Source organism: Halomonas sp. AOP7-B1-5, from assembly GCF_052353045.1.
Classification (GTDB): domain Bacteria; phylum Pseudomonadota; class Gammaproteobacteria; order Pseudomonadales; family Halomonadaceae; genus Vreelandella; species Vreelandella colorata.
The window spans coordinates 1-16,732 of sequence record NZ_JBQTDC010000057.1; the positions used below are offsets into that span (position 1 = coordinate 1).

21 protein-coding genes and 3 pseudogenes are annotated in these 16,732 nt (G+C 60.2%); 15 read left to right on the plus strand and 9 right to left on the minus strand.

Annotation, left to right across the window (positions count from 1 at the left end; all coding sequences use genetic code 11):
* Window positions 1-262: 262 nt before the first annotated feature.
* The 3 genes from ACT3XD_RS18170 to ACT3XD_RS18180 are packed head-to-tail and all read right to left on the minus strand — an operon-like array spanning window position 263 to window position 2,183.
* Window positions 263-1,243 (minus strand): replication initiator protein A, encoded by a 981-nt coding sequence (locus ACT3XD_RS18170; protein WP_444280627.1) that lies wholly within the window; start codon window positions 1,241-1,243, stop codon window positions 263-265.
* Window positions 1,244-1,256: 13 nt separating this feature from the next.
* On the minus strand, window positions 1,257-1,502 hold the full coding sequence (locus ACT3XD_RS18175; RefSeq protein WP_232913325.1) for a ribbon-helix-helix protein, CopG family: 246 nt from the start codon (window positions 1,500-1,502) through the stop codon (window positions 1,257-1,259).
* Window positions 1,503-1,541: 39 nt separating this feature from the next.
* Window positions 1,542-2,183: an AAA family ATPase gene (locus ACT3XD_RS18180; protein WP_444280628.1), complete on the minus strand. Its 642-nt coding sequence runs from the start codon at window positions 2,181-2,183 to the stop codon at window positions 1,542-1,544.
* Window positions 2,184-2,674: 491 nt separating this feature from the next.
* On the opposite strand from ACT3XD_RS18180, the gene ACT3XD_RS18185 reads away from it, so the two are divergent.
* Window positions 2,675-3,055, plus strand: coding sequence for a type II toxin-antitoxin system RelE/ParE family toxin (locus ACT3XD_RS18185; protein ID WP_444280629.1), 381 nt, complete (start codon window positions 2,675-2,677; stop codon window positions 3,053-3,055).
* Window positions 3,048-3,365, plus strand: coding sequence for a helix-turn-helix domain-containing protein (locus tag ACT3XD_RS18190; protein ID WP_153844112.1), 318 nt, complete (start codon window positions 3,048-3,050; stop codon window positions 3,363-3,365). Before ACT3XD_RS18185 ends, ACT3XD_RS18190 begins: the two co-directional genes overlap by 8 nt.
* Here ACT3XD_RS18190 and ACT3XD_RS18195 read toward each other — a convergent pair.
* Together ACT3XD_RS18195 and ACT3XD_RS18200 are read right to left on the minus strand one after the other, a co-directional pair.
* Window positions 3,362-4,036 (minus strand): recombinase family protein, encoded by a 675-nt coding sequence (locus tag ACT3XD_RS18195; RefSeq protein ID WP_444280630.1) that lies wholly within the window; start codon window positions 4,034-4,036, stop codon window positions 3,362-3,364. The two genes, ACT3XD_RS18190 and ACT3XD_RS18195, sit on opposite strands and share 4 nt — an antisense overlap.
* Window positions 4,037-4,301: 265 nt before the next feature.
* The gene (locus tag ACT3XD_RS18200; RefSeq protein ID WP_444280645.1) at window positions 4,302-4,553 is read right to left on the minus strand and encodes a hypothetical protein; all 252 of its coding nucleotides are present in this window, start codon (window positions 4,551-4,553) and stop codon (window positions 4,302-4,304) included.
* Between ACT3XD_RS18200 and ACT3XD_RS18205 the strand changes: the two genes are divergently transcribed.
* From ACT3XD_RS18205 to modC, 4 genes are all read left to right on the plus strand, one after another.
* Entirely contained in the window at window positions 4,506-4,742 is a 237-nt protein-coding gene (locus ACT3XD_RS18205) for a winged helix-turn-helix domain-containing protein (RefSeq protein ID WP_444280644.1), read from the plus strand. The genes ACT3XD_RS18200 and ACT3XD_RS18205 overlap by 48 nt on opposite strands.
* Before the next feature lie 75 nt (window positions 4,743-4,817).
* Window positions 4,818-5,618, plus strand: coding sequence for a molybdate ABC transporter substrate-binding protein (gene modA / locus ACT3XD_RS18210; protein WP_444280631.1), 801 nt, complete (start codon window positions 4,818-4,820; stop codon window positions 5,616-5,618).
* Between the two features lie 12 nt (window positions 5,619-5,630).
* On the plus strand, window positions 5,631-6,326 hold the full coding sequence (gene modB / locus ACT3XD_RS18215) for a molybdate ABC transporter permease subunit (protein ID WP_444280632.1): 696 nt from the start codon (window positions 5,631-5,633) through the stop codon (window positions 6,324-6,326).
* A 10-nt stretch (window positions 6,327-6,336) separates the two neighbouring features.
* Window positions 6,337-7,464 carry a molybdenum ABC transporter ATP-binding protein gene (modC, locus tag ACT3XD_RS18220; RefSeq protein WP_444280633.1) on the plus strand — a complete coding sequence of 376 codons (1,128 nt, stop codon included), beginning with the start codon at window positions 6,337-6,339 and terminating at the stop codon, window positions 7,462-7,464.
* Window positions 7,465-7,643: 179 nt separating this feature from the next.
* Here modC and ACT3XD_RS18225 read toward each other — a convergent pair whose 3' ends face one another.
* Window positions 7,644-8,195 carry a recombinase family protein gene (locus ACT3XD_RS18225; RefSeq protein ID WP_444280634.1) on the minus strand — a complete coding sequence of 184 codons (552 nt, stop codon included), beginning with the start codon at window positions 8,193-8,195 and terminating at the stop codon, window positions 7,644-7,646.
* A 284-nt stretch (window positions 8,196-8,479) separates the two neighbouring features.
* Window positions 8,480-8,983 (minus strand): HPP family protein, encoded by a 504-nt coding sequence (locus tag ACT3XD_RS18230; RefSeq protein ID WP_444280635.1) that lies wholly within the window; start codon window positions 8,981-8,983, stop codon window positions 8,480-8,482.
* A gap of 91 nt (window positions 8,984-9,074) precedes the next feature.
* Between ACT3XD_RS18230 and ACT3XD_RS18235 the strand changes: the two genes are divergently transcribed.
* The 3 genes and pseudogenes from ACT3XD_RS18235 to ACT3XD_RS18245 form a co-directional block, all read left to right on the plus strand.
* Entirely contained in the window at window positions 9,075-9,665 is a 591-nt protein-coding gene (locus ACT3XD_RS18235) for a TetR/AcrR family transcriptional regulator (RefSeq protein ID WP_444280636.1), read from the plus strand.
* Between the two features lie 207 nt (window positions 9,666-9,872).
* On the plus strand, window positions 9,873-10,511 hold the full coding sequence (locus ACT3XD_RS18240; RefSeq protein ID WP_444280637.1) for a LysE family translocator: 639 nt from the start codon (window positions 9,873-9,875) through the stop codon (window positions 10,509-10,511).
* 116 nt (window positions 10,512-10,627) lie between these two features.
* A pseudogene (locus ACT3XD_RS18245) lies at window positions 10,628-10,954 on the plus strand (PhzF family phenazine biosynthesis protein); the annotation flags it as partial.
* A 55-nt stretch (window positions 10,955-11,009) separates the two neighbouring features.
* Here ACT3XD_RS18245 and ACT3XD_RS18250 read toward each other — a convergent pair.
* Both ACT3XD_RS18250 and ACT3XD_RS18255 read right to left on the minus strand, forming a co-directional pair.
* A pseudogene (locus tag ACT3XD_RS18250) lies at window positions 11,010-11,942 on the minus strand (IS3 family transposase); the annotation flags it as partial.
* Between the two features lie 22 nt (window positions 11,943-11,964).
* Window positions 11,965-12,360: pseudogene (locus tag ACT3XD_RS18255) on the minus strand (helix-turn-helix domain-containing protein); the annotation flags it as partial.
* A gap of 958 nt (window positions 12,361-13,318) precedes the next feature.
* Here ACT3XD_RS18255 and ACT3XD_RS18260 point away from each other — a divergent pair.
* From ACT3XD_RS18260 to ACT3XD_RS18285, 6 genes are all read left to right on the plus strand, one after another.
* Window positions 13,319-13,567, plus strand: coding sequence for a hypothetical protein (locus ACT3XD_RS18260; protein WP_444280638.1), 249 nt, complete (start codon window positions 13,319-13,321; stop codon window positions 13,565-13,567).
* Window positions 13,567-14,496, plus strand: coding sequence for a hypothetical protein (locus ACT3XD_RS18265; RefSeq protein WP_444280639.1), 930 nt, complete (start codon window positions 13,567-13,569; stop codon window positions 14,494-14,496). Before ACT3XD_RS18260 ends, ACT3XD_RS18265 begins: the two co-directional genes overlap by 1 nt.
* The gene (locus ACT3XD_RS18270; protein WP_444280640.1) at window positions 14,493-14,981 is read left to right on the plus strand and encodes a hypothetical protein; all 489 of its coding nucleotides are present in this window, start codon (window positions 14,493-14,495) and stop codon (window positions 14,979-14,981) included. Before ACT3XD_RS18265 ends, ACT3XD_RS18270 begins: the two co-directional genes overlap by 4 nt.
* Window positions 14,982-15,117: 136 nt before the next feature.
* The gene (locus tag ACT3XD_RS18275; RefSeq protein ID WP_444280641.1) at window positions 15,118-15,324 is read left to right on the plus strand and encodes a hypothetical protein; all 207 of its coding nucleotides are present in this window, start codon (window positions 15,118-15,120) and stop codon (window positions 15,322-15,324) included.
* Between the two features lie 84 nt (window positions 15,325-15,408).
* Window positions 15,409-16,338 (plus strand): DNA-binding protein, encoded by a 930-nt coding sequence (locus tag ACT3XD_RS18280; RefSeq protein ID WP_444280642.1) that lies wholly within the window; start codon window positions 15,409-15,411, stop codon window positions 16,336-16,338.
* Between the two features lie 211 nt (window positions 16,339-16,549).
* On the plus strand, window positions 16,550-16,732 hold a 183-nt coding region (locus ACT3XD_RS18285), incomplete at its 3' end, for a hypothetical protein (protein ID WP_444280643.1).

Below are 16,732 nucleotides of genomic sequence, written 5' to 3' on the forward strand. Positions count from 1 at the left end.
GGGACGAGCGGAGGGTAGGCGAGCGCGTAGCGCGTTAAAGGTTTTTAAGGTTTTGGTTAAAAGCGCGCGCGCGTTACGGTTTCGGAAAGCCTTGCCTGATGCGGGCTGCAGGGTCATCGGTGCAGGTAAACGTACGAAGCGGGTGCAGGTAAAAGTACGTGCCAATTCACAGCCGAGATGCAGGTAAAAGTACGTGCCAATTCACAGGTGGTGCAGCTAAAGGTACGTGTCGAAAGCTATCGTACCTTCACCTGCACCTGCATTAACGAATGCGCTTCTGGGGCTTACCCTTTACCAGATCATCCATTTGGGCCTTGCCTCCCTTCGCTCCACGAGCATAAAACGTCACCGCATCACCTTCCTGATCGAAGCTCACGCGGTAGTCCGGCAGCTCGCTGGTTTCGACTAGAGCCTTGATAGCTCCTCGGAAGTTGCGCAGCGTATCCATGCTACCGCTCTTCTCATGCAGTGCACGGATGCTCACACGCCACTTGGGTTGTGCTCCGCAGTGCTTGCGGGCCAGTTCATAAATCCTCCGATCCAGCGGCTTACGCAGCCGGAAGTAGTCTCGGCTGAGGGTCAGCACTTGCCGAGCTTCCACCGCTCGCCACAGCCAACGTGGTAAATCGACTTCCACGGCCACCATCCTGTCGTCGTTGCGTGACTTCTCAACGACACGCCAGGAATCCACTAGCCCAAAGCCCTCACGCTCGCGATAGCCATCCGTTTCGATATTGGTCTCAATCCGTGTCCCAGCAAGTCGCCTGAGCGCTTCGGCAGCCCGCTGGTAACCGACACCTGACGTTGGCCGGTTGGTCGTCACCAGAAAATCGTACATTGTGAATCGTACCGTCCTAGAAACATCTTCTCGGCCTCGATTCATTGCCTCGACAAGCTGGCTAATGCAGTAGATCCACAAATCTTTGTCGTGGATCGTCGCGCAACCACCGTGACCAGGCATGACTTTGACGGTCACGTTGTTGCGCCCGTAAGTACGCATTCTCGTATCGCCCGCCTTCAGAGCGAATAGCGGATGCTCCATGCTCCCAATGTCATCTTTCGGGCTCGCATCCAGAATATCGGCAATGAAAAAGTCACGCTGGGCATGGCGCTCAGGAACGAGTGAAGAACGCTTACCTGTCGAGCCCTTGCTTATGCTTGGGCAGAGACGTTTAGAGGCTTCATCCCAGGTTTCACCTGGCCTAGCGTTCTCCTGGATGAATTGCTGGCGATCCTTGCTCATGCCCTGCCTCTGGTCATTCTTTGATGAGGCCGTGTTCAACGGCCCGATAGATCGCCATGTTGATGATGGCGGCTCGAGACTGGCCAAGCTCTGCGGCCAACTCGTCTACTCGCTGCAACAGCGCCGGCGTGATCGTGAGGCTGATCTGCCGCTTGTTGCCCTTCCTCACCCCTTTCGGCTGTGCTTCCGAATCAGGTGCACCAGAGATGAATGATTCCGCAGTCTGCGAAGGTTTTGCCTTCGGCTTAGTAATTGCCATAAACACCACCTATAAAATCATATGAATATCATTTTAATATTAAAATAGCGCTTTTTCAAGTGCGCTTAATTCTGCTGCAGCTTTCTTGTCCACGGGTTTCATCTCTTGCACTGACAACCCTGCTCCCGTCGCATTAGCAAATGCTTTTCGCCTTCGTATCGGCGTTGCCAGGTATTCGAACTGGGGAACATCGGCAACCGCCGCGGCCGCTTCATCATTGTCCACCGAGTTGCCACCAGGATCGGCCAGGTTCAACACAGCGACCGATCGCAAGCCATCTCTGACGCTACGCGCTTCATCTACTAGGGATGCCATATCGCTTAGCGCCCATACGTCATAGGAACGAGGAGCAAAGGGCACCAACAGCACATCGCTCAACACCAAAGCCGCTCGCAGGGCCGTTGAGTCACGACCGCCGGCATCAATGATGATGTCATCGAACTTGGCCATCTGCTGCTGTACCTGGCTCCGCAGCGTCGGCCCATCAGGGTATGTCGCGCAGGCGATACCAGGGCTCACCCCATTCTCTGCACGGATGCTGATAGCTGTCTGTGCCGTGCCTTGGCGATCACCATCGATCAGCCATACGTCGCGCCCCGATAGGGCTCGAGCAATCGCCAAGCTAACTGCAAGCGTGGTCTTACCAACCCCACCTTTCGTGTTGCCTACAGTAATTATCATGATAGACCTTTTTTAATATTAAAAACGGTTTACTTTTATACCCTATACGATTTCTTTGTCAACCCAATGCCTTTTCATAAGCCCCTAAATGCTATCCTTGCCCTTCGGGAAAGCCATCGCGGAGGAGGCACATGCCGATGGAATACGGCCGCCAGGGCCGCAAGGTACTTCGCTCCAAGACGCGCTCAGGGCGACTCGTGAGGCTGGGAACAGCCAGCCTCAAAGAGCAGCCTTTCGCGTCACGAGAAAAAGTCCAAGAGACCCACTCAAAGGCAAACGCCGCATCCAGGGAAACTATACGTAAGCATCGCGCCGAGCTGCTTGGCGAAGACTGATGGCCCTGCCACGGCTCTCTCGCTGTCATGATGGGACACAATGGCTGCACTGCACTCCCACCGACCGTGCGAGTCGATGAATTCAGGTTTCTCCGGTGACCTTGCCTAGGCATTCCCAAAAGTGTCACACTAAGTGTTATACTTAGTCATGGCAGGATGCACGTGAGGATCTTCAAGAACGCCTGGTTCGAGCGCTTCGCCCGTAAGCAACGAATCGGCGATGATGCGCTACGCGAAGCCATCCAGCGGGCCGAGCAAGGCCTGGTAGATGCCGATCTTGGTGGCGGAGTCATCAAGCAGCGCATCGCTCGCCCTGGCCAAGGCAAGTCCGGCGGGTATCGCACGATCATCCTATACCGCCAGGAGAGCCGCGCCTTCTTCGTCTTCGGCTTCGCGAAAAACCAGCAGAGCAACATCAGCGATGAAGAGAAGGTCGCCTTCAAGCAAGCAGCACAGCACATCCTGTCGCTGTCTGATGAGCACCTGGACGCGATGATCGAGAAGGGGCAGTTTTCGGAGGTGGATGACAATGGCTAAGCAGTATCGTAGTGACGCCCTCGCCGCGATCCATGAAACCATGGAGGCGCTGCACGAGGTCGGTGCCATCGACAAGCAGACCATGCGTGACTTCGATGAGACCTGCCTCACACCGGTGAAGACCCTGTCTCCTGAGGAGATCCGCGCCCTGCGTGAGCGTGAGCACTTGTCCCAGCCGGTGTTTGCCCGCTACCTCAACGTCAGCAAGAACCTGGTCTCCGACTGGGAGCGCGGCGTGAAGCGACCTGGTGGTCCGGCGTTACGCTTGCTGACGCTGATCGAGAGGAACGGCATCCAGGCCGTCGCCTAAACCTCCCGCCCCACGGCCGGCGCCTCCTGCCAGGATCGCAGCTCTTCCAGCTCGGGAGCGTCCGGATCGCATTCAGCCAGCAGCTGCTCGAGCTTGGGGTGGTTCACGGCCTTGGCCAACCCTTCGCGCTCCAGGGAGGCATTCAGCGTCACCCGGCTGACCCCGAAGTGCTTGGCCACCTCGGTCTTGGTGATCTCGGGGTCGGCCAGCATCGCCGCCGCCTTGCGCACGTCTGCCGCTGACATGACGGGACGGCGTCCTCCCTTGCGACCGCGGGCTCTGGCCGATGCTAGGCCAGCCAGGGTCCGTTCCCGGATCAGGCTGTGCTCGAACTCCGCCAGGGCGCCGAAGATGTGGAACACCAGCTTGCCCCCGGCACTGGTGGTATCGATCGCCTCGGTGAGCGACCGGAAGCCCACACCGCGCTCGTTCAGCTCGTGGATCAGCTCCACCAGATCCTTGAGCGAGCGAGCCAGCCGATCGAGCTTCCACACCACCAGGGTGTCGCCGTCGCGCAGGGTGCGCAGGCAGGCCTGCAGCTCAGGGCGCTCTCGCTTGGTGCCGGTAACACGCTCCTCGAAGACCTGCTCACAGCCAGCCTCCTCGAGGGCGTCACGCTGCAGCTGGGGGTTCTGGTCCTGGGTGCTGACGCGGGCGTAGCCGATGATCATGCGCCACCTCCCGGCGTGGCCATGTCATCCTCGAGGCCCAATACCTCCCAGTCCTCGACGCCCACCGGCTCGAACGGCTCATGGTACCCCTCCACCGAGCCCTTCAGGCGCCCACGGGGGCTGTCGGGGATAGCCCGCTCGATCCTCGGTTCTCCGTTTTTTCGTATCATCGTGCCACCCTATAGAAAACAAACCTTGGGTTTCTTTACATAATGACGTCATGTTGGTGGTCATGCCAGGACAAGATACCCGCAGCTGGGTTGGCCTACTGGTCATCGCCCACGCGCAGTAAGATGAAGTCAAACTCCTTGGCTGTGATACCCGCATGACTCGCACCTACCATGACCAGCCCTGTTTCCAGCTTCGGCTCGTGGCCGAGAAGGACGTCGTTCTGGGGCCCGGCAAGGCCGACCTGCTCGACCGGATCGACGCCTGCGGCTCGATCTCCGCCGCGAGTCGTGAGCTGGGCATGAGCTACAAGAAGGCCTGGCAGCTGATTGACACCATGAACCGGCACTTCCCCTCTCCCTTGATTACTACCGCGGCTGGTGGAGCCGAGGGGGGAGGGGCCCAGGTGACACCTCTCGGGCGCCAGGTACTCGACCATTACCGCGCCTTACAACGTCGCCTGGACCGTGACGTCTGCGAACATGCCGACGCCTTATTGAAGCTCATGCGACCCGACGCCTTAGCTGCTGAAGACTGAGTAGCCAATGGCTTGGCAAACCGGCAGCCGCTCGTTACAGTACCGCTATGTTCATTTGTACATAACGGTGCCCGTATGCCCTCATTCGACGCTACAACTCATCGCCTGGCTCGCTGCGGGCTGCTGGCCCTGACATTACTCGGTACCGTATCGCTAGCTCAGGCGGCGACCCTGCAGGTGTCTGCGGCAGCCTCCATGACCGACGCCATGGATGACATCATCGAGGCTTACACGTCGGAGCATCAGGACCTCACCATCGTGCCGGTCTATGCCTCGTCGTCCACGCTGGCTCGCCAGATCGTGAATGGTGCCCCCGCGGATCTGTTCATCTCCGCCAATATCAGCTGGATGGATTGGCTCGAAGAGCAGGGTGTCCTGCTTCAGGAACGCGCCAACCTGTTGCAGAACCGCCTCGCCCTGGTGGCCCCCTCCAGCAGCGAGATCCACGACTTCATCCCGGGTGAAGACGGGGTTCTCATGAGCCTACTCGGTTCGGGCGAGCGCCTGTCGGTTGGCGATCCCGACCATGTGCCGGCGGGCATCTATGCCCGGCAGGCCATGGAGGCACTCGGCGAGTGGCAAGACCTCGAGGATCGCTTGGCCCGTGGCAATGACGTACGAGCCGCACTGGCCTTGGTGGAGCGTGGCGAAACCCCCGTCGGCATTGTCTACCAGACCGACGCCGAGGCGAGTGACGCCGTGCGTACCCTGGGCCTGTTCCCTCTGGATACTCATGAGCCCATCGTCTATCCGGTCGCTCTGATCGATGCCGAAGACAACGCGGCAGCGGCAGCCTTCCGTTCCTGGCTGGAAAGCGAAGAAGCGAGAAACATCTTCGCAACACACGGCTTCTCGCCTGCCGACACCTCCCGCTAAGCGAGGCAGGCGATGCTGACTCCGGCCGAGTGGGAAGCCATTCTCCTCAGCATGAAGATCGGTATCAGTGCCGTGGTATGGATTCTGCCGCTGGGTATCGCCATCGCCTGGCTATTGGCACGCCACGAGTTTCGTGGCAAGGCGCTGCTCGATGGACTCGTGCACCTGCCCCTGGTGCTGCCCCCCGTGGTAGTTGGCTACCTGCTGCTGGTCACGATGGGTCGCCAGGGCTGGCTGGGCCGCTGGTTACACGATCTGTTCGGTATTGGCCTGCCCTTCACTTGGCAGGGCGCTGCCGTGGCCAGCGGCGTGATGGCTTTCCCCCTTTTGGTACGTGCCATCCGCCTCTCGCTGGAGGCAGTCGACCCCAAACTGGAAGCCGCAGCCAGTACGCTGGGAGCCGGCCGCTGGAGGATCTTCGTGACCATCACTCTGCCGCTGGCCATCCCCGGTCTACTCACCGGCACCCTGCTGGCCTTTGCGCGAGCCCTCTCCGAATTCGGCGCGACGATCACCTTTGCCTCCAACATCCCCGGCGAGACACGTAACCTGCCGCTGGCCCTGTACACCCTGATTCAGTCGCCCGGCCGAGAAGCCGCCGCCGCTCGACTGTGCCTGCTGGCGATCATCATCGCCATGCTCTCTCTGCTGGCCTCCGAGTGGCTGGCCCGCCATGCGCGCCATCGTCTGCGCGAACGTGACGCCTGAGGAGTCTCTCATGGATGCCACCCTGGGCCGGGGCATGCCCACCTCGACGAGGCACGAACACGGCTTGCGGCTGGATGTGAGCAAGCAGCTGGGCACTTTTACGCTGGACGTTGATCTGGCGCTTCCGACTCACGGAGTGTCAGCCTTTTTTGGTGCCTCCGGAAGCGGCAAGACGAGCCTGCTGCGCCTGATTGCCGGGCTGGATCGTCCTGACAAAGGCGTCATACAGGTTGGCGAGCGCTGCCTGGTGGACACCTCTCGTAGCCACTTCCTGCCGCCACATCGTCGACGGGTCGGAGTGGTCTTCCAGGAGGCCAGGCTATTTCCTCACTACCGAGTACGGGGCAATCTCACCTACGGTATGCCGGCGTCGGCCCGTTCACGCTTCGATCCGATCGTCGACCTGCTGGGCATCGGGGATCTGCTGGATCGCATGCCGGGGATGCTCTCGGGCGGCGAGGCCCGGCGTGTTTCCATCGGCCGAGCGCTGCTGACCGACCCGGAACTCTTGCTGATGGATGAGCCGTTGACCGGGTTGGATGGTCCGCGCAAGCAAGAGCTGCTGCGCTACATCCTGTCGCTGACCCGCGACCTTGAAATCCCCATCGTCTACATCAGCCATGACCCCAAGGAGATCAGCGCCATCGCCGATCATCTGGTGCTGATCGACAACGGCACGATCGCCGCCAGCGATAGCCTGGACAGAGTGCTTAACCGCATCGACCTGACGGCACAGGTGGGTGGCTTCGATGCCGCCTCGGTGCTCGACACGCGAGTCGCCAGCCATGATCGTGAGTACGCTCTCACGCACCTGGACCTTGGCGATGACCAGACGTTGGTGGTACCGCAAATCGAGGCCCAGGTGGGGGCCAGATGCAGAGTCAGAGTACCGGTGCGCGACGTGGCTCTGGCACTCTCGGAGACTGCCCAAAGCAGCTATCGCAACCACCTTGACGCTGTCATCAAGCAAGTCGGCACCCTGCAGGACAACCCGACCTCGATTGAGCTGCTGCTGTGTGTGGGCGGACACCACCTGCGAGCACGCCTGACATGGAAGTCCTATGACGAATTAGGGCTCAGGCAAGGCATGCCGGTGAAAGCCCTGATTCGCTGCGTGGCTTTCGACATGCGTCATTAGGCGCCGGAGGTCAAAGCGGACCAGAAAGCCAGAAACAAAACCCACCTTTCCTGTGCGTAGAAATGTTTACGCTATTTCTTTACAGAAACCCGCCCTTCCTGTCATTTTCAGATGTCATTTTCAGAAGGCGGCTGCACGGACTGTCAGGAGCCGGTTGCACTGTGGTCTGGGGTATCGGGCTATCTGTCTTTCAAGGCGGCGTAGAGGGCTGTCTTGCTGACCTTGATGCGTGCAGCCGCCTCGCGGACGTTCAGCCCATTAGCGAGGTGGTCTCTCGCCCGCTTCAGCTTGTCATCGGTGACGACGGGCTTGCGTCCCCCTTTGCGCCCACGGGCGGCAGCAGCGGCCAGCCCCGCCTTGGTGCGATCACGGATCAAGTCGCGCTCGAACTGCCCCAGGGCGCCGAACACATGGAAGATCAGCCGCCCACCGGGGGTGGTGGTGTCGATGGCTTCGGTCAGTGATCGGAATCCGACACCACGCGCTTCCAGGGTGCTAACCACCTCGATCAGATGCGGCAGCGAGCGTCCCAGTCGATCCAGTCGCCATACGACCAGCACATCCCCGTCGCGTAGGAACTCCAGGGCGGCCGTCAGGCCGGGGCGTTCCGCCTTGGCCCCGGAGACGGTGTCATCGAAGATTCGCTCGCACCCTGCATTGAGAAGCGCATCGGTCTGCAAAGCGGAGTCCTGCTCCGCCGTCGAGACCCGCGCATAGCCGATCAGTGCCATGGACCGCCCTTTTGTCCGTTTATCCGTCCGTCTATCTTATTGTCCGACAAACCATCAAACAAGCCTGTTATCGGACAATGTCCGGATTGGCCGTCTAACGATTGTTTTACGGACAATACTGCCTCCCCCAAGGATTGGACAATATAACTTCCGATGAGGCGTAATTCCTTCAATCACTGACCCAGGAGCTCGGACGCGGATGATGGCCCGGCCCGAGCTTAGATAACTTGCCAAGTGATCCAGAAGATGGGGCTACCACAGCGCTGATGCTGCCCAAGCAACCATTAGAGCCAATAGGTGGGCCAGCGGCGCTCTGTTCCGAGGTTGTTGATCAACAGCGCCACCAGAACCAGGCTGATCGAGCCTGCCACCACCGGCATCAGCAGGAAGTCATAGCCAATAGCACCAGACATCATTACCACCAGTGGATTGGCGCCCGCGGGAGGATGCACTACCCGCAGTGCCTGCATGGCGGCGATAGCTACGCCGACACCGACTGCCATGGCCAGCGGTCCCGCGCCTAGCAGCTGCATGACGACTAAGCCCATCAGCGCCGAAATCAGGTGCCCGCCGATCACGTTACGGGGTTGAGCCAGCGGTGCGCCCGGGGCGGCGAACAACAGTACGCAGGTGGCACCGAAGGGGGCCATGAGCAGTGGCACCTCGGTGAGCCAAGTCAGCCAGGCTACCAGACCAATGCCGCTGATGCCGCCCACCAGGCCGGTAAGGATCTGGATGCCGTCAGCGCGCGCCGGTTGGGTGCCGCCTCCTTTCATCTTGTGGATCATGGAATACCTCATTAGCTTGTGTACAGACAAGTCTGTACAGTAGTAGAATTAGTGACTCGAAGCAAGGCACCAAATGCGAGGAGTTTTATTCATGGCCAAGCGCGACGACATTCTGGCTACGGCTACACGCCTGTTCGGAGAATACGGCTATCAGGCAATCGGCGTGGATCGAATCCGAGACGAGGCCGGCGTCTCGAAGATGACGCTCTATAACCACTTCGCCAGCAAGGAAGCGCTGGTGGAGGCGGTGTTGAAACAGCGGCATGAGCGTTTCATGGCATCCCTTAAGGCTGCCGTGGGGGATCGGGAAACAATTCAGGAAAGACTACTTGCCGTCTTTGACTGGCATGCCCGCTGGTTCGCCTCCGAGCAGTTCCACGGATGCATGTTTCTCAGAGCGACCGAAGAGCACGCCCGGGAGCCGGCCTCTTTGCTGTTGCTCTCGCGTTGGCACAAAGATGAAGTGAGGGGGCTGATCGAAGGAATTTTGGCGGAACAGTGTGACAAACCAGATGCGCACCTGGCACGCCTCGTGCAAATAATGCTGGATGGTATGATAGTCAATGCTTACCTGTTCGGTTCCGAAGCCGTGGACGATGCCTGGGTGGCGCTTGCGCCATTGCTGGCACTGGACGCCCGGCCGTTGGTGCGTGAAGGCGGAGCGGAATGGGCGATCTCTTGAGGGCAGAGCCGTCGAGCCGTTCAATGGCAGCAGAGTGAAACGGTGGTAAAGAGAGTTGTCTTGATGGAAAGCGATAGACTTGCCTCGCGTTTTTACCCTTGTCACGCTGCCCGACGAAGCGCTTAGATTGATCGAAGAATGAAGGCTGAATCACGCACCCCGATCATGTTATTTTGCTTAACCACATTGATGTTGTTGGAGTAACGAATGGATGTCTGGCTTTGGTTGACCTACGTGGGTGTAATCACAGCGCTGATCAGTTTTCCCGGGCCCGTGGCGCTGCTCTGTGCCACGCATGGTCTGCGTTTTGGTCGTCGGAGCGCCCTGGCCACAGTATTGGGAGGCACATTGGCTTCACTGATCATGATGGTGCTGTCAGCGATGGGGCTGGGAGCGATCCTGGCCACGTCGGAGACCGCCTTCCTGCTGCTCAAGCTGGCGGGGGGCGCCTATCTGGTCTTTCTAGGCATCCAAGCTTGGCTGAGTCAGCCGATAACACCGGCCGGTCCGACTCAGGAGGTCGCGGAAAACAGGCCGATCAGGGCACCGGCGAGTCAGTTATTTCGTCGCGGCTTTGCGGTGGGCATCAGCAACCCCAAGGACTTGCTGTTCTTTGCCGCGCTGTTTCCCAACTTCATCACTGTGGGAGAGCCTCAGCTGATACAGTTCATGATATTGGCACTGACTTGGCTGGTCGTCGATATCGCCATGATGTCGGGATATGCCGTGGTGGGCTCAAGCGTCGGGCGCTGGCTGGGCTGCCCGCGCCGCATGCGACTGTTCAACCGGGCCAGCGGTGGCGTATTCATCGCCGCGGGCGGGGCACTGGCGGTGTCCAGTCAGTAGGGCAATCATGCCTCATTGGGTTGTCGTATCAGGCGGAGCAGACAGGGCTCAAGCCCTGGTTCACGAGTGGTGACACTGATGCTGGGCAACATTAATTACACGGACCTCGACAATTAATGAAAAAACAACATTATTATCTTCTCGATGTTTTCACTGACCGAGCATTTTCTGGAAACCCGCTCGCAGTATTTCCGCAATCCGGCGGGCTAGATTCCAACAAGATGCAGGCCATAGCCAACGAATTGAACCTATCCGAGACTGTCTTCGTTAGCGAGGCGATTGCTCCAGCGTGTTACCCTATCCGCATCTTTACGCCAACCATGGAACTGCCCTTTGCCGGTCATCCGGTGGTAGGCACCGCCCACTTACTGGCGGAGCTCGACATGGCCAAGCGTGACCGCCCACTTACGCTGGAAGCTGGTGTCGGAGCCTTGGTGGTGAACTACGACAATGACCTGGTAAAGTGGACCCCATCGTCAAGACAGAAAACGTCCCGATTTAAGTTATCGTCTCGGCCTTGGCTGCAGCTGCACAGCGCTGCCCTGTGTCATGGTCCTGAGCGGTGTCACGTTGATGACCAAAGTGATCGGGAATGGCGGCACCGCCGCCAGTCCCCAACGCATACACGGTGTCCGGGGTCTGGTTCTCCAGCGACTGGTGAGGCCGCTGGGCGTTGTAGAACGAGAAGTACGCGGATAGGCCGAGGGTCAGCTCTCCCAAGCTCGCATAGCCCTTCACATACACGTCCTCGTACTTGACCGTCCGCCATAGCCGCTCGACGAAGATGTTGTCGAACGCGCGCCCACGGCCGTCCATGCTGATGGCGACGCCGGCTTGCTTGAGCACCCCCGTGAAGGCCTGGCTCGTGAACTGCGAGCCTTGGTCACTGTTGAAGATCTCCGGCGTGCCATGTAGCCGCAGGGCGCTTTCCAAGGCGTCGACGCAGAAGGACGCCTCCATGGTATTGCTCACCCGCCAGCTGAGCACCTTGCGGCTATACCAGTCGATGATGGCGACCAGGTACACGAAGCCGCGCGCCACCCGAATGTACGTCACATCGGTACTCCACACCTGATTGGGGCGTGTGATCGACACGCCGCGCAGCAGGTACGGGTAGACCTTGTGCTCAGGATGCGGCCGGCTGGTCATGGGGCCCGGCGCCATACCTGCCAACCCCATGCCGCGCATCAGCCGCTGCACGCGCTTGCGATTGACGCGAAAGCCATGGCGACCGAGTTCCACGACCATCCGGCGGCTACCGTAGAACGGCCATTGCGTGTAGATCTCATCGATCGCATGGCAGAGTTCGACATCCTGCTCGGAAGGCTCCGTTGGCTGCCGTTGAGCGTAAACGGTGGACCTGGCGACCTCTGCCAGGGCGCACTGGCGGAGCAGCGGCACTCGGTCGGCCGCGTCGATCCAGCCGCGGCGGATCATGGCAGGTTGATTCCGGATTTTTTTTCAGCGCCCTGCGGAGCGTCACCATGCTGATGTTTTTCCCGGTCTCTTCCTGAAAGCGGGCATGCAAGGAGCGGAGCTGGTGGGGCTGTTCGGCGACAAGTTCCTGCAGCCGATGGTGGTCGTCGTCATCCAAGGCCGGCGTGCGGCCACTGCGCGGCTTGTCGATCAGCCCATCAAGCCCTGCTACCTCCCACTGTTTGAGCCATCGAGATACGGCATCGCGGCGGACCTGCAATATCTCACAGATCTGAGCGATGGTATGACCTTGATCGCTCAGCAAGATGGCATGCGCACGTCGACGTAGGGCGCGCTTCTCACCATGGTGATAGGCGGAGGACAGCGTCTGCTGCTCAGACTCAGTGAGAGGTGCAACGAAGCGCCTTGCCATGGTTCCGTCCGTGTCAGTTATCCTACATACATTATGCACGAAAACTTTCGGTTAGGCACTTAGCCGTGTCGATCACGCTGATCGTCTGGGCATACTGCATGGATCGGAAAAATGATGTCAGGACGAGCCGCCATGATGAATCGGACCCGAGGGCATGATGAATCGGACCCGGAAGAAGCTCCCTTCACCTCCTTCCTGAGTGGCGTTGTCCCAACGTAACAACGCGGTGTCTCACTGGCACACCATGCGTTCGCTCCTGCGGATCCGGCCTCTCGGCCGGCGCTGTCCTTTCAGAACAGCAAACGGGTTCGCTCTGGCTCACCCGGTGCCCCTCTCGGGGCACTGTGTGCTACGCACACGGCGACGCTCCACGCGTCGCTCGCGCCTTCGCCGCGCCAGGCAGTCCTCGCGGTCCTCCGGACCCCTCCGACTGCTCCGCCGCATCCGCGTCGGCTATGTTTCACTCCTACGGAGCGCTACATAGCCGACGTATCATGGTTTTCAGCATTTTCACGCACAAACGCAAATATTTACACCGTAGCGAATTCTGTGCTACCTTGCTGGTGCATGATCGACGCACGAGTGGAGGAGCGTCGGGGCATTAGCCCACTGCGGGGTTAGCACTACCGCAGTAGTCCACTGAAGCGTTGACGTCATCGAGAGATGAGCCCCACGGGGTGCCCAGCCGCGTCAGCTGTGGATGCCTAATCGGCTGAGACGATAGCCGCGCGAGAGGCGCGAGACGATAGGGCATCGAGAGGATGCCAACGTGAGAGCCGCTATCAGCGGCTCGGGTAGGCAGCGGCAGCTGCCGCGTGGTTGCAGATCCGAGATCTCAGCTACGCGACGAGTCCGACCCGACAACACGCAAAAACGAAACGGGGCCAACGGCACCGACACAGGTGTCGATGAGGAGTCGCCCTCATTGTTCTAACGACACCGAGGACAGGATAGTCCTATGGACGAACAGCATGCGTCAGCCACCGTCGCTCGCCTCCAGGCAGACGCGGCGGAAAACCGTCGGCGCCCCTACTCTCGCCGCTCTCGCCTCGACCGTTTCGAGGATGACCTGCTGACGCTGCACGCTGCCGGCGCTCGTGTCGTGGACCTGCAGCGCTGGTTAAAAGAACAACGCATCGTCGTTGCACACAGCACCATCAGCCGCTGGCTCGAGAAGCGCGGAATTTACGAGCGAGTAGACGTCTAATGGTCAGCTTTGCTAAGGGTAAAACCCAAGCCGGAAAACTCATTAAAGAGATCCAGGGAAAAGATGGCCTGGAATCCGTCGGCACCGTCAGAGACTTCGAACAACGACTGACCGTCACTGCAAACTTCATCCGCGAACATCGTCACGAAAAATCGCTCGACCTCCCTCGCGATCTTCGCTCGATGACAAGAGAGCAAGCCATCGCTTATCTCCACTATCGCTCAGAAACGTCTGTCGACGGCAAGTTCATCTCCCAGAGCACACTCAACATGGACCGCCAGGCTCTGGAAGCGATGCTTCGGCATACCGGTGAGTTGGATAAGGCCTCCAGCTTGCCGATCGTAAGAACCGAAGCAGCCACAATGTCGCAGAGCCGCCACTACACTGACATCCAGGTCACGAAAGTTATGGCGCACCAGACATCTCATAATGCCATAGCCAGCGAACTCGCCTACCGCTGCGGCTTACGTGCTCACGAACTCCTGACCCTGCGCCCTAAAGCAGAGCAGCCGCCTGACCAGCGCCCCACCAAGACAATCAGCGAGCACAAATTCGCCGGACGATCAGGTGTCAGCTACACCGTGATCGGCAAGGGCGGGCTATGCCGCGAAATCAAGATTCCAGAGCCTCTCGCCGATCGCCTGGCGTCTCTCCGGCTCGACACTCCTCGTTTCGTTAACGACCGTGACATCCACTACTACAGCCACTACGCCATCGCCGGTGGCAACGCCTTCAGCTCCTCGTTTACCCGCGCCTCGCAGCGGGCTATTGGTTGGAGCGCCGGAGCGCACGGGCTACGCCATACGTATGCGCAACAGCGCATGGCTGAGCTTCAGGAGCACGGCCTCGACCGTGACGAAGCGCTGCTGGCTGTCTCACAAGAGCTTGGCCATTTCCGCCCTGATATCACCCTGGTATATCTACGATGAAGAAGCTGTTCTCCTCGGCCTCCCAAGAACGTCTCATCGCCAGCGAGGCCCGAGCAGACGCCGCTGAAAGGCGCGCAGAGCAAGCCGAACAGGCTCAGCGCGAGGCAGAGCACGCCCTACAGGACACACAGTCGCAGCTGACTACTGCCGAACAGCAGCTACAGCAACTCATACAGGCCTGGAGAAAGGAACAAGCGGTACAACAGCAGCGACAAGCCCGTGCTGACGCAGTTGAACTGCGTGCTCAACGCGCGGAGGAAGAGGTTCGTGCAGCCCATCGCAAGAAGCGCAATGCCGAGCAAACCCTGACACGCTGGCAAAGGAAGCAGGCACAAACCAAACTGGCACGTCTGTCGGCGCTACTCGACACGCTCAACCATGATGAGCTCGAAGACGCTTTTTTCCGTGTACAGAATGCGCTCGCCAACCGCTCCCGTGACCGCGCGGACAGCGGCCTCAATGCTGGAGAGCCCGTTTGGGAATGAATCAAGGCATACTGGCCATCCTCCTGCTGCTTGTCGCCCTGCTCTCTATACTGCTGCTGTTCCGTGGCGGCTTTCTTTAGACACGCCACCGTGACAAGCGGGAGCAGTCCCACGCTCAATCGGGCCCGGCGACTCAGTGCCGGCGGCGTGTGATCAGCACAATGCCACCCGTGACGATCGTCGCGACCATGACCAGGAGAATCGGCGACACGCCGAGCAAGAACGTCCAGAGATCCGTCATCCCCCCAGCATAGCGTCCCACGTCATCCTTCAAACCCCGCTGCGGCGGGGTTTTTCGTGCCTGGACACCGGCGACACGCCCTACTGCCGGGATATTTCGTAGCATATCCGTATTTTGTATTGTATTTTGTACCGTATAGAATATAATATGAAATACGATATACGATACAGACGAGAGGGATACGATATGGCACGCACCGGGATCACCTACGAGCAAGTCGCCACTGTCGCCGATGCCCTGGTGGGACAGGGCGAGAAGCCCAGCATCCAGCGCATTCGCGAGCAGCTGGGCACCGGCTCGCCCAACACCATCCACCGCCACCTCAAGGCGTGGCGAGCCACCCAGGCGCCGGCCGAGCGCCGCGCTGCCCGTCTGCCGGATGAGCTGGCCTCCGCCCTGGCCGAGGAGCTGGAACGCCAGGCCGCCGCGGCACGCGCCGAGGCCGAGGAGAACGCCCTGGAGGCGCAACATACCGCCGATGAGCTCGCCGCCACCGGCGAGCAGCTGGAGGAGCAGGTCGAAGAGCTGAGTGGTCGGGTGGAGGCCCTGGAGAGCGAGCGTGATCACGTCACCGGCGAGCGCGACGAGGCGCGTAACGCTCTGGTCGAGTTTCGCGAGCGGGTGCGGGAGCTGGAGACTCAGCGTGACGAGGCTCGCCAGCTCCTGGCCGAGTCCCGTAACCGGGTGATCACTCTTGAGGAGCAGCGCAACGAGGAGCGGGAGACGCGCATCGCGGCACAACACGAGCTCAAGCGGATCGACCAAACCCGTATTGAGGCCGAACGCGCCCTGGCGGTGGCCGAAGCCCGCACTGAGGCCGCCCAACAGCAGGCTGAAGAGCGCGCCAAGACGCTCGAGGAGGAGCGGCAAGCCCGTCAGCAAGACGCCCAGGGACACCGCCAGGCCCTGGTCGAACAGCGTGACGAGTACCGGGAGCGCCTGGCCGCCTTGGAAAAACAGCTCCAGGCCGCCCAGCAACGCGCACAGGAGGCCGAAAAGGGTCGGACCAAGGCCGAGGTGCAGGGTGAGGCCCTAGCAGCCCGTATGGAGGCCCTGGAGAGCCGCCAGGAGAAACGTCGGGAGGAAGATCAAGGCCAGCTGCCGCTGGGGGAGTAGAACCAGGTCCTGGAGTGGCTCCTTGGGCAGCGTCAGCGATAGACCTTGCGACGATGGGGGATCCGTACCACCAGGATGCGGATTCCGCCTCCTTGAGGCCGTCAATGACGAGGTAGCGCCACAGATATTTAGCTTTAGCCGTCGAGCGTGGATGGCCCTCCTTCCTGCTAAACCTAGGCGCGTAGCGCCTTCGTTCTCGCACGGGGTGGGAGTGCGGCCCTCTGAAGCTTGTCACTTTAGCGGCCAGGCTGCGCCGTTCAGGGCGCGCAGCCGCGAAGCGGCTCGAAAGCGCCCGTTAGCCGCGCCTTTGGCGCGTCATCGTCTAGGCCCGCGCAGCGGGGGCGGAGCGAGGGACGAGCGGAGGGTAGGCGAGCGCGTAGCGGGGGCGGAGCGA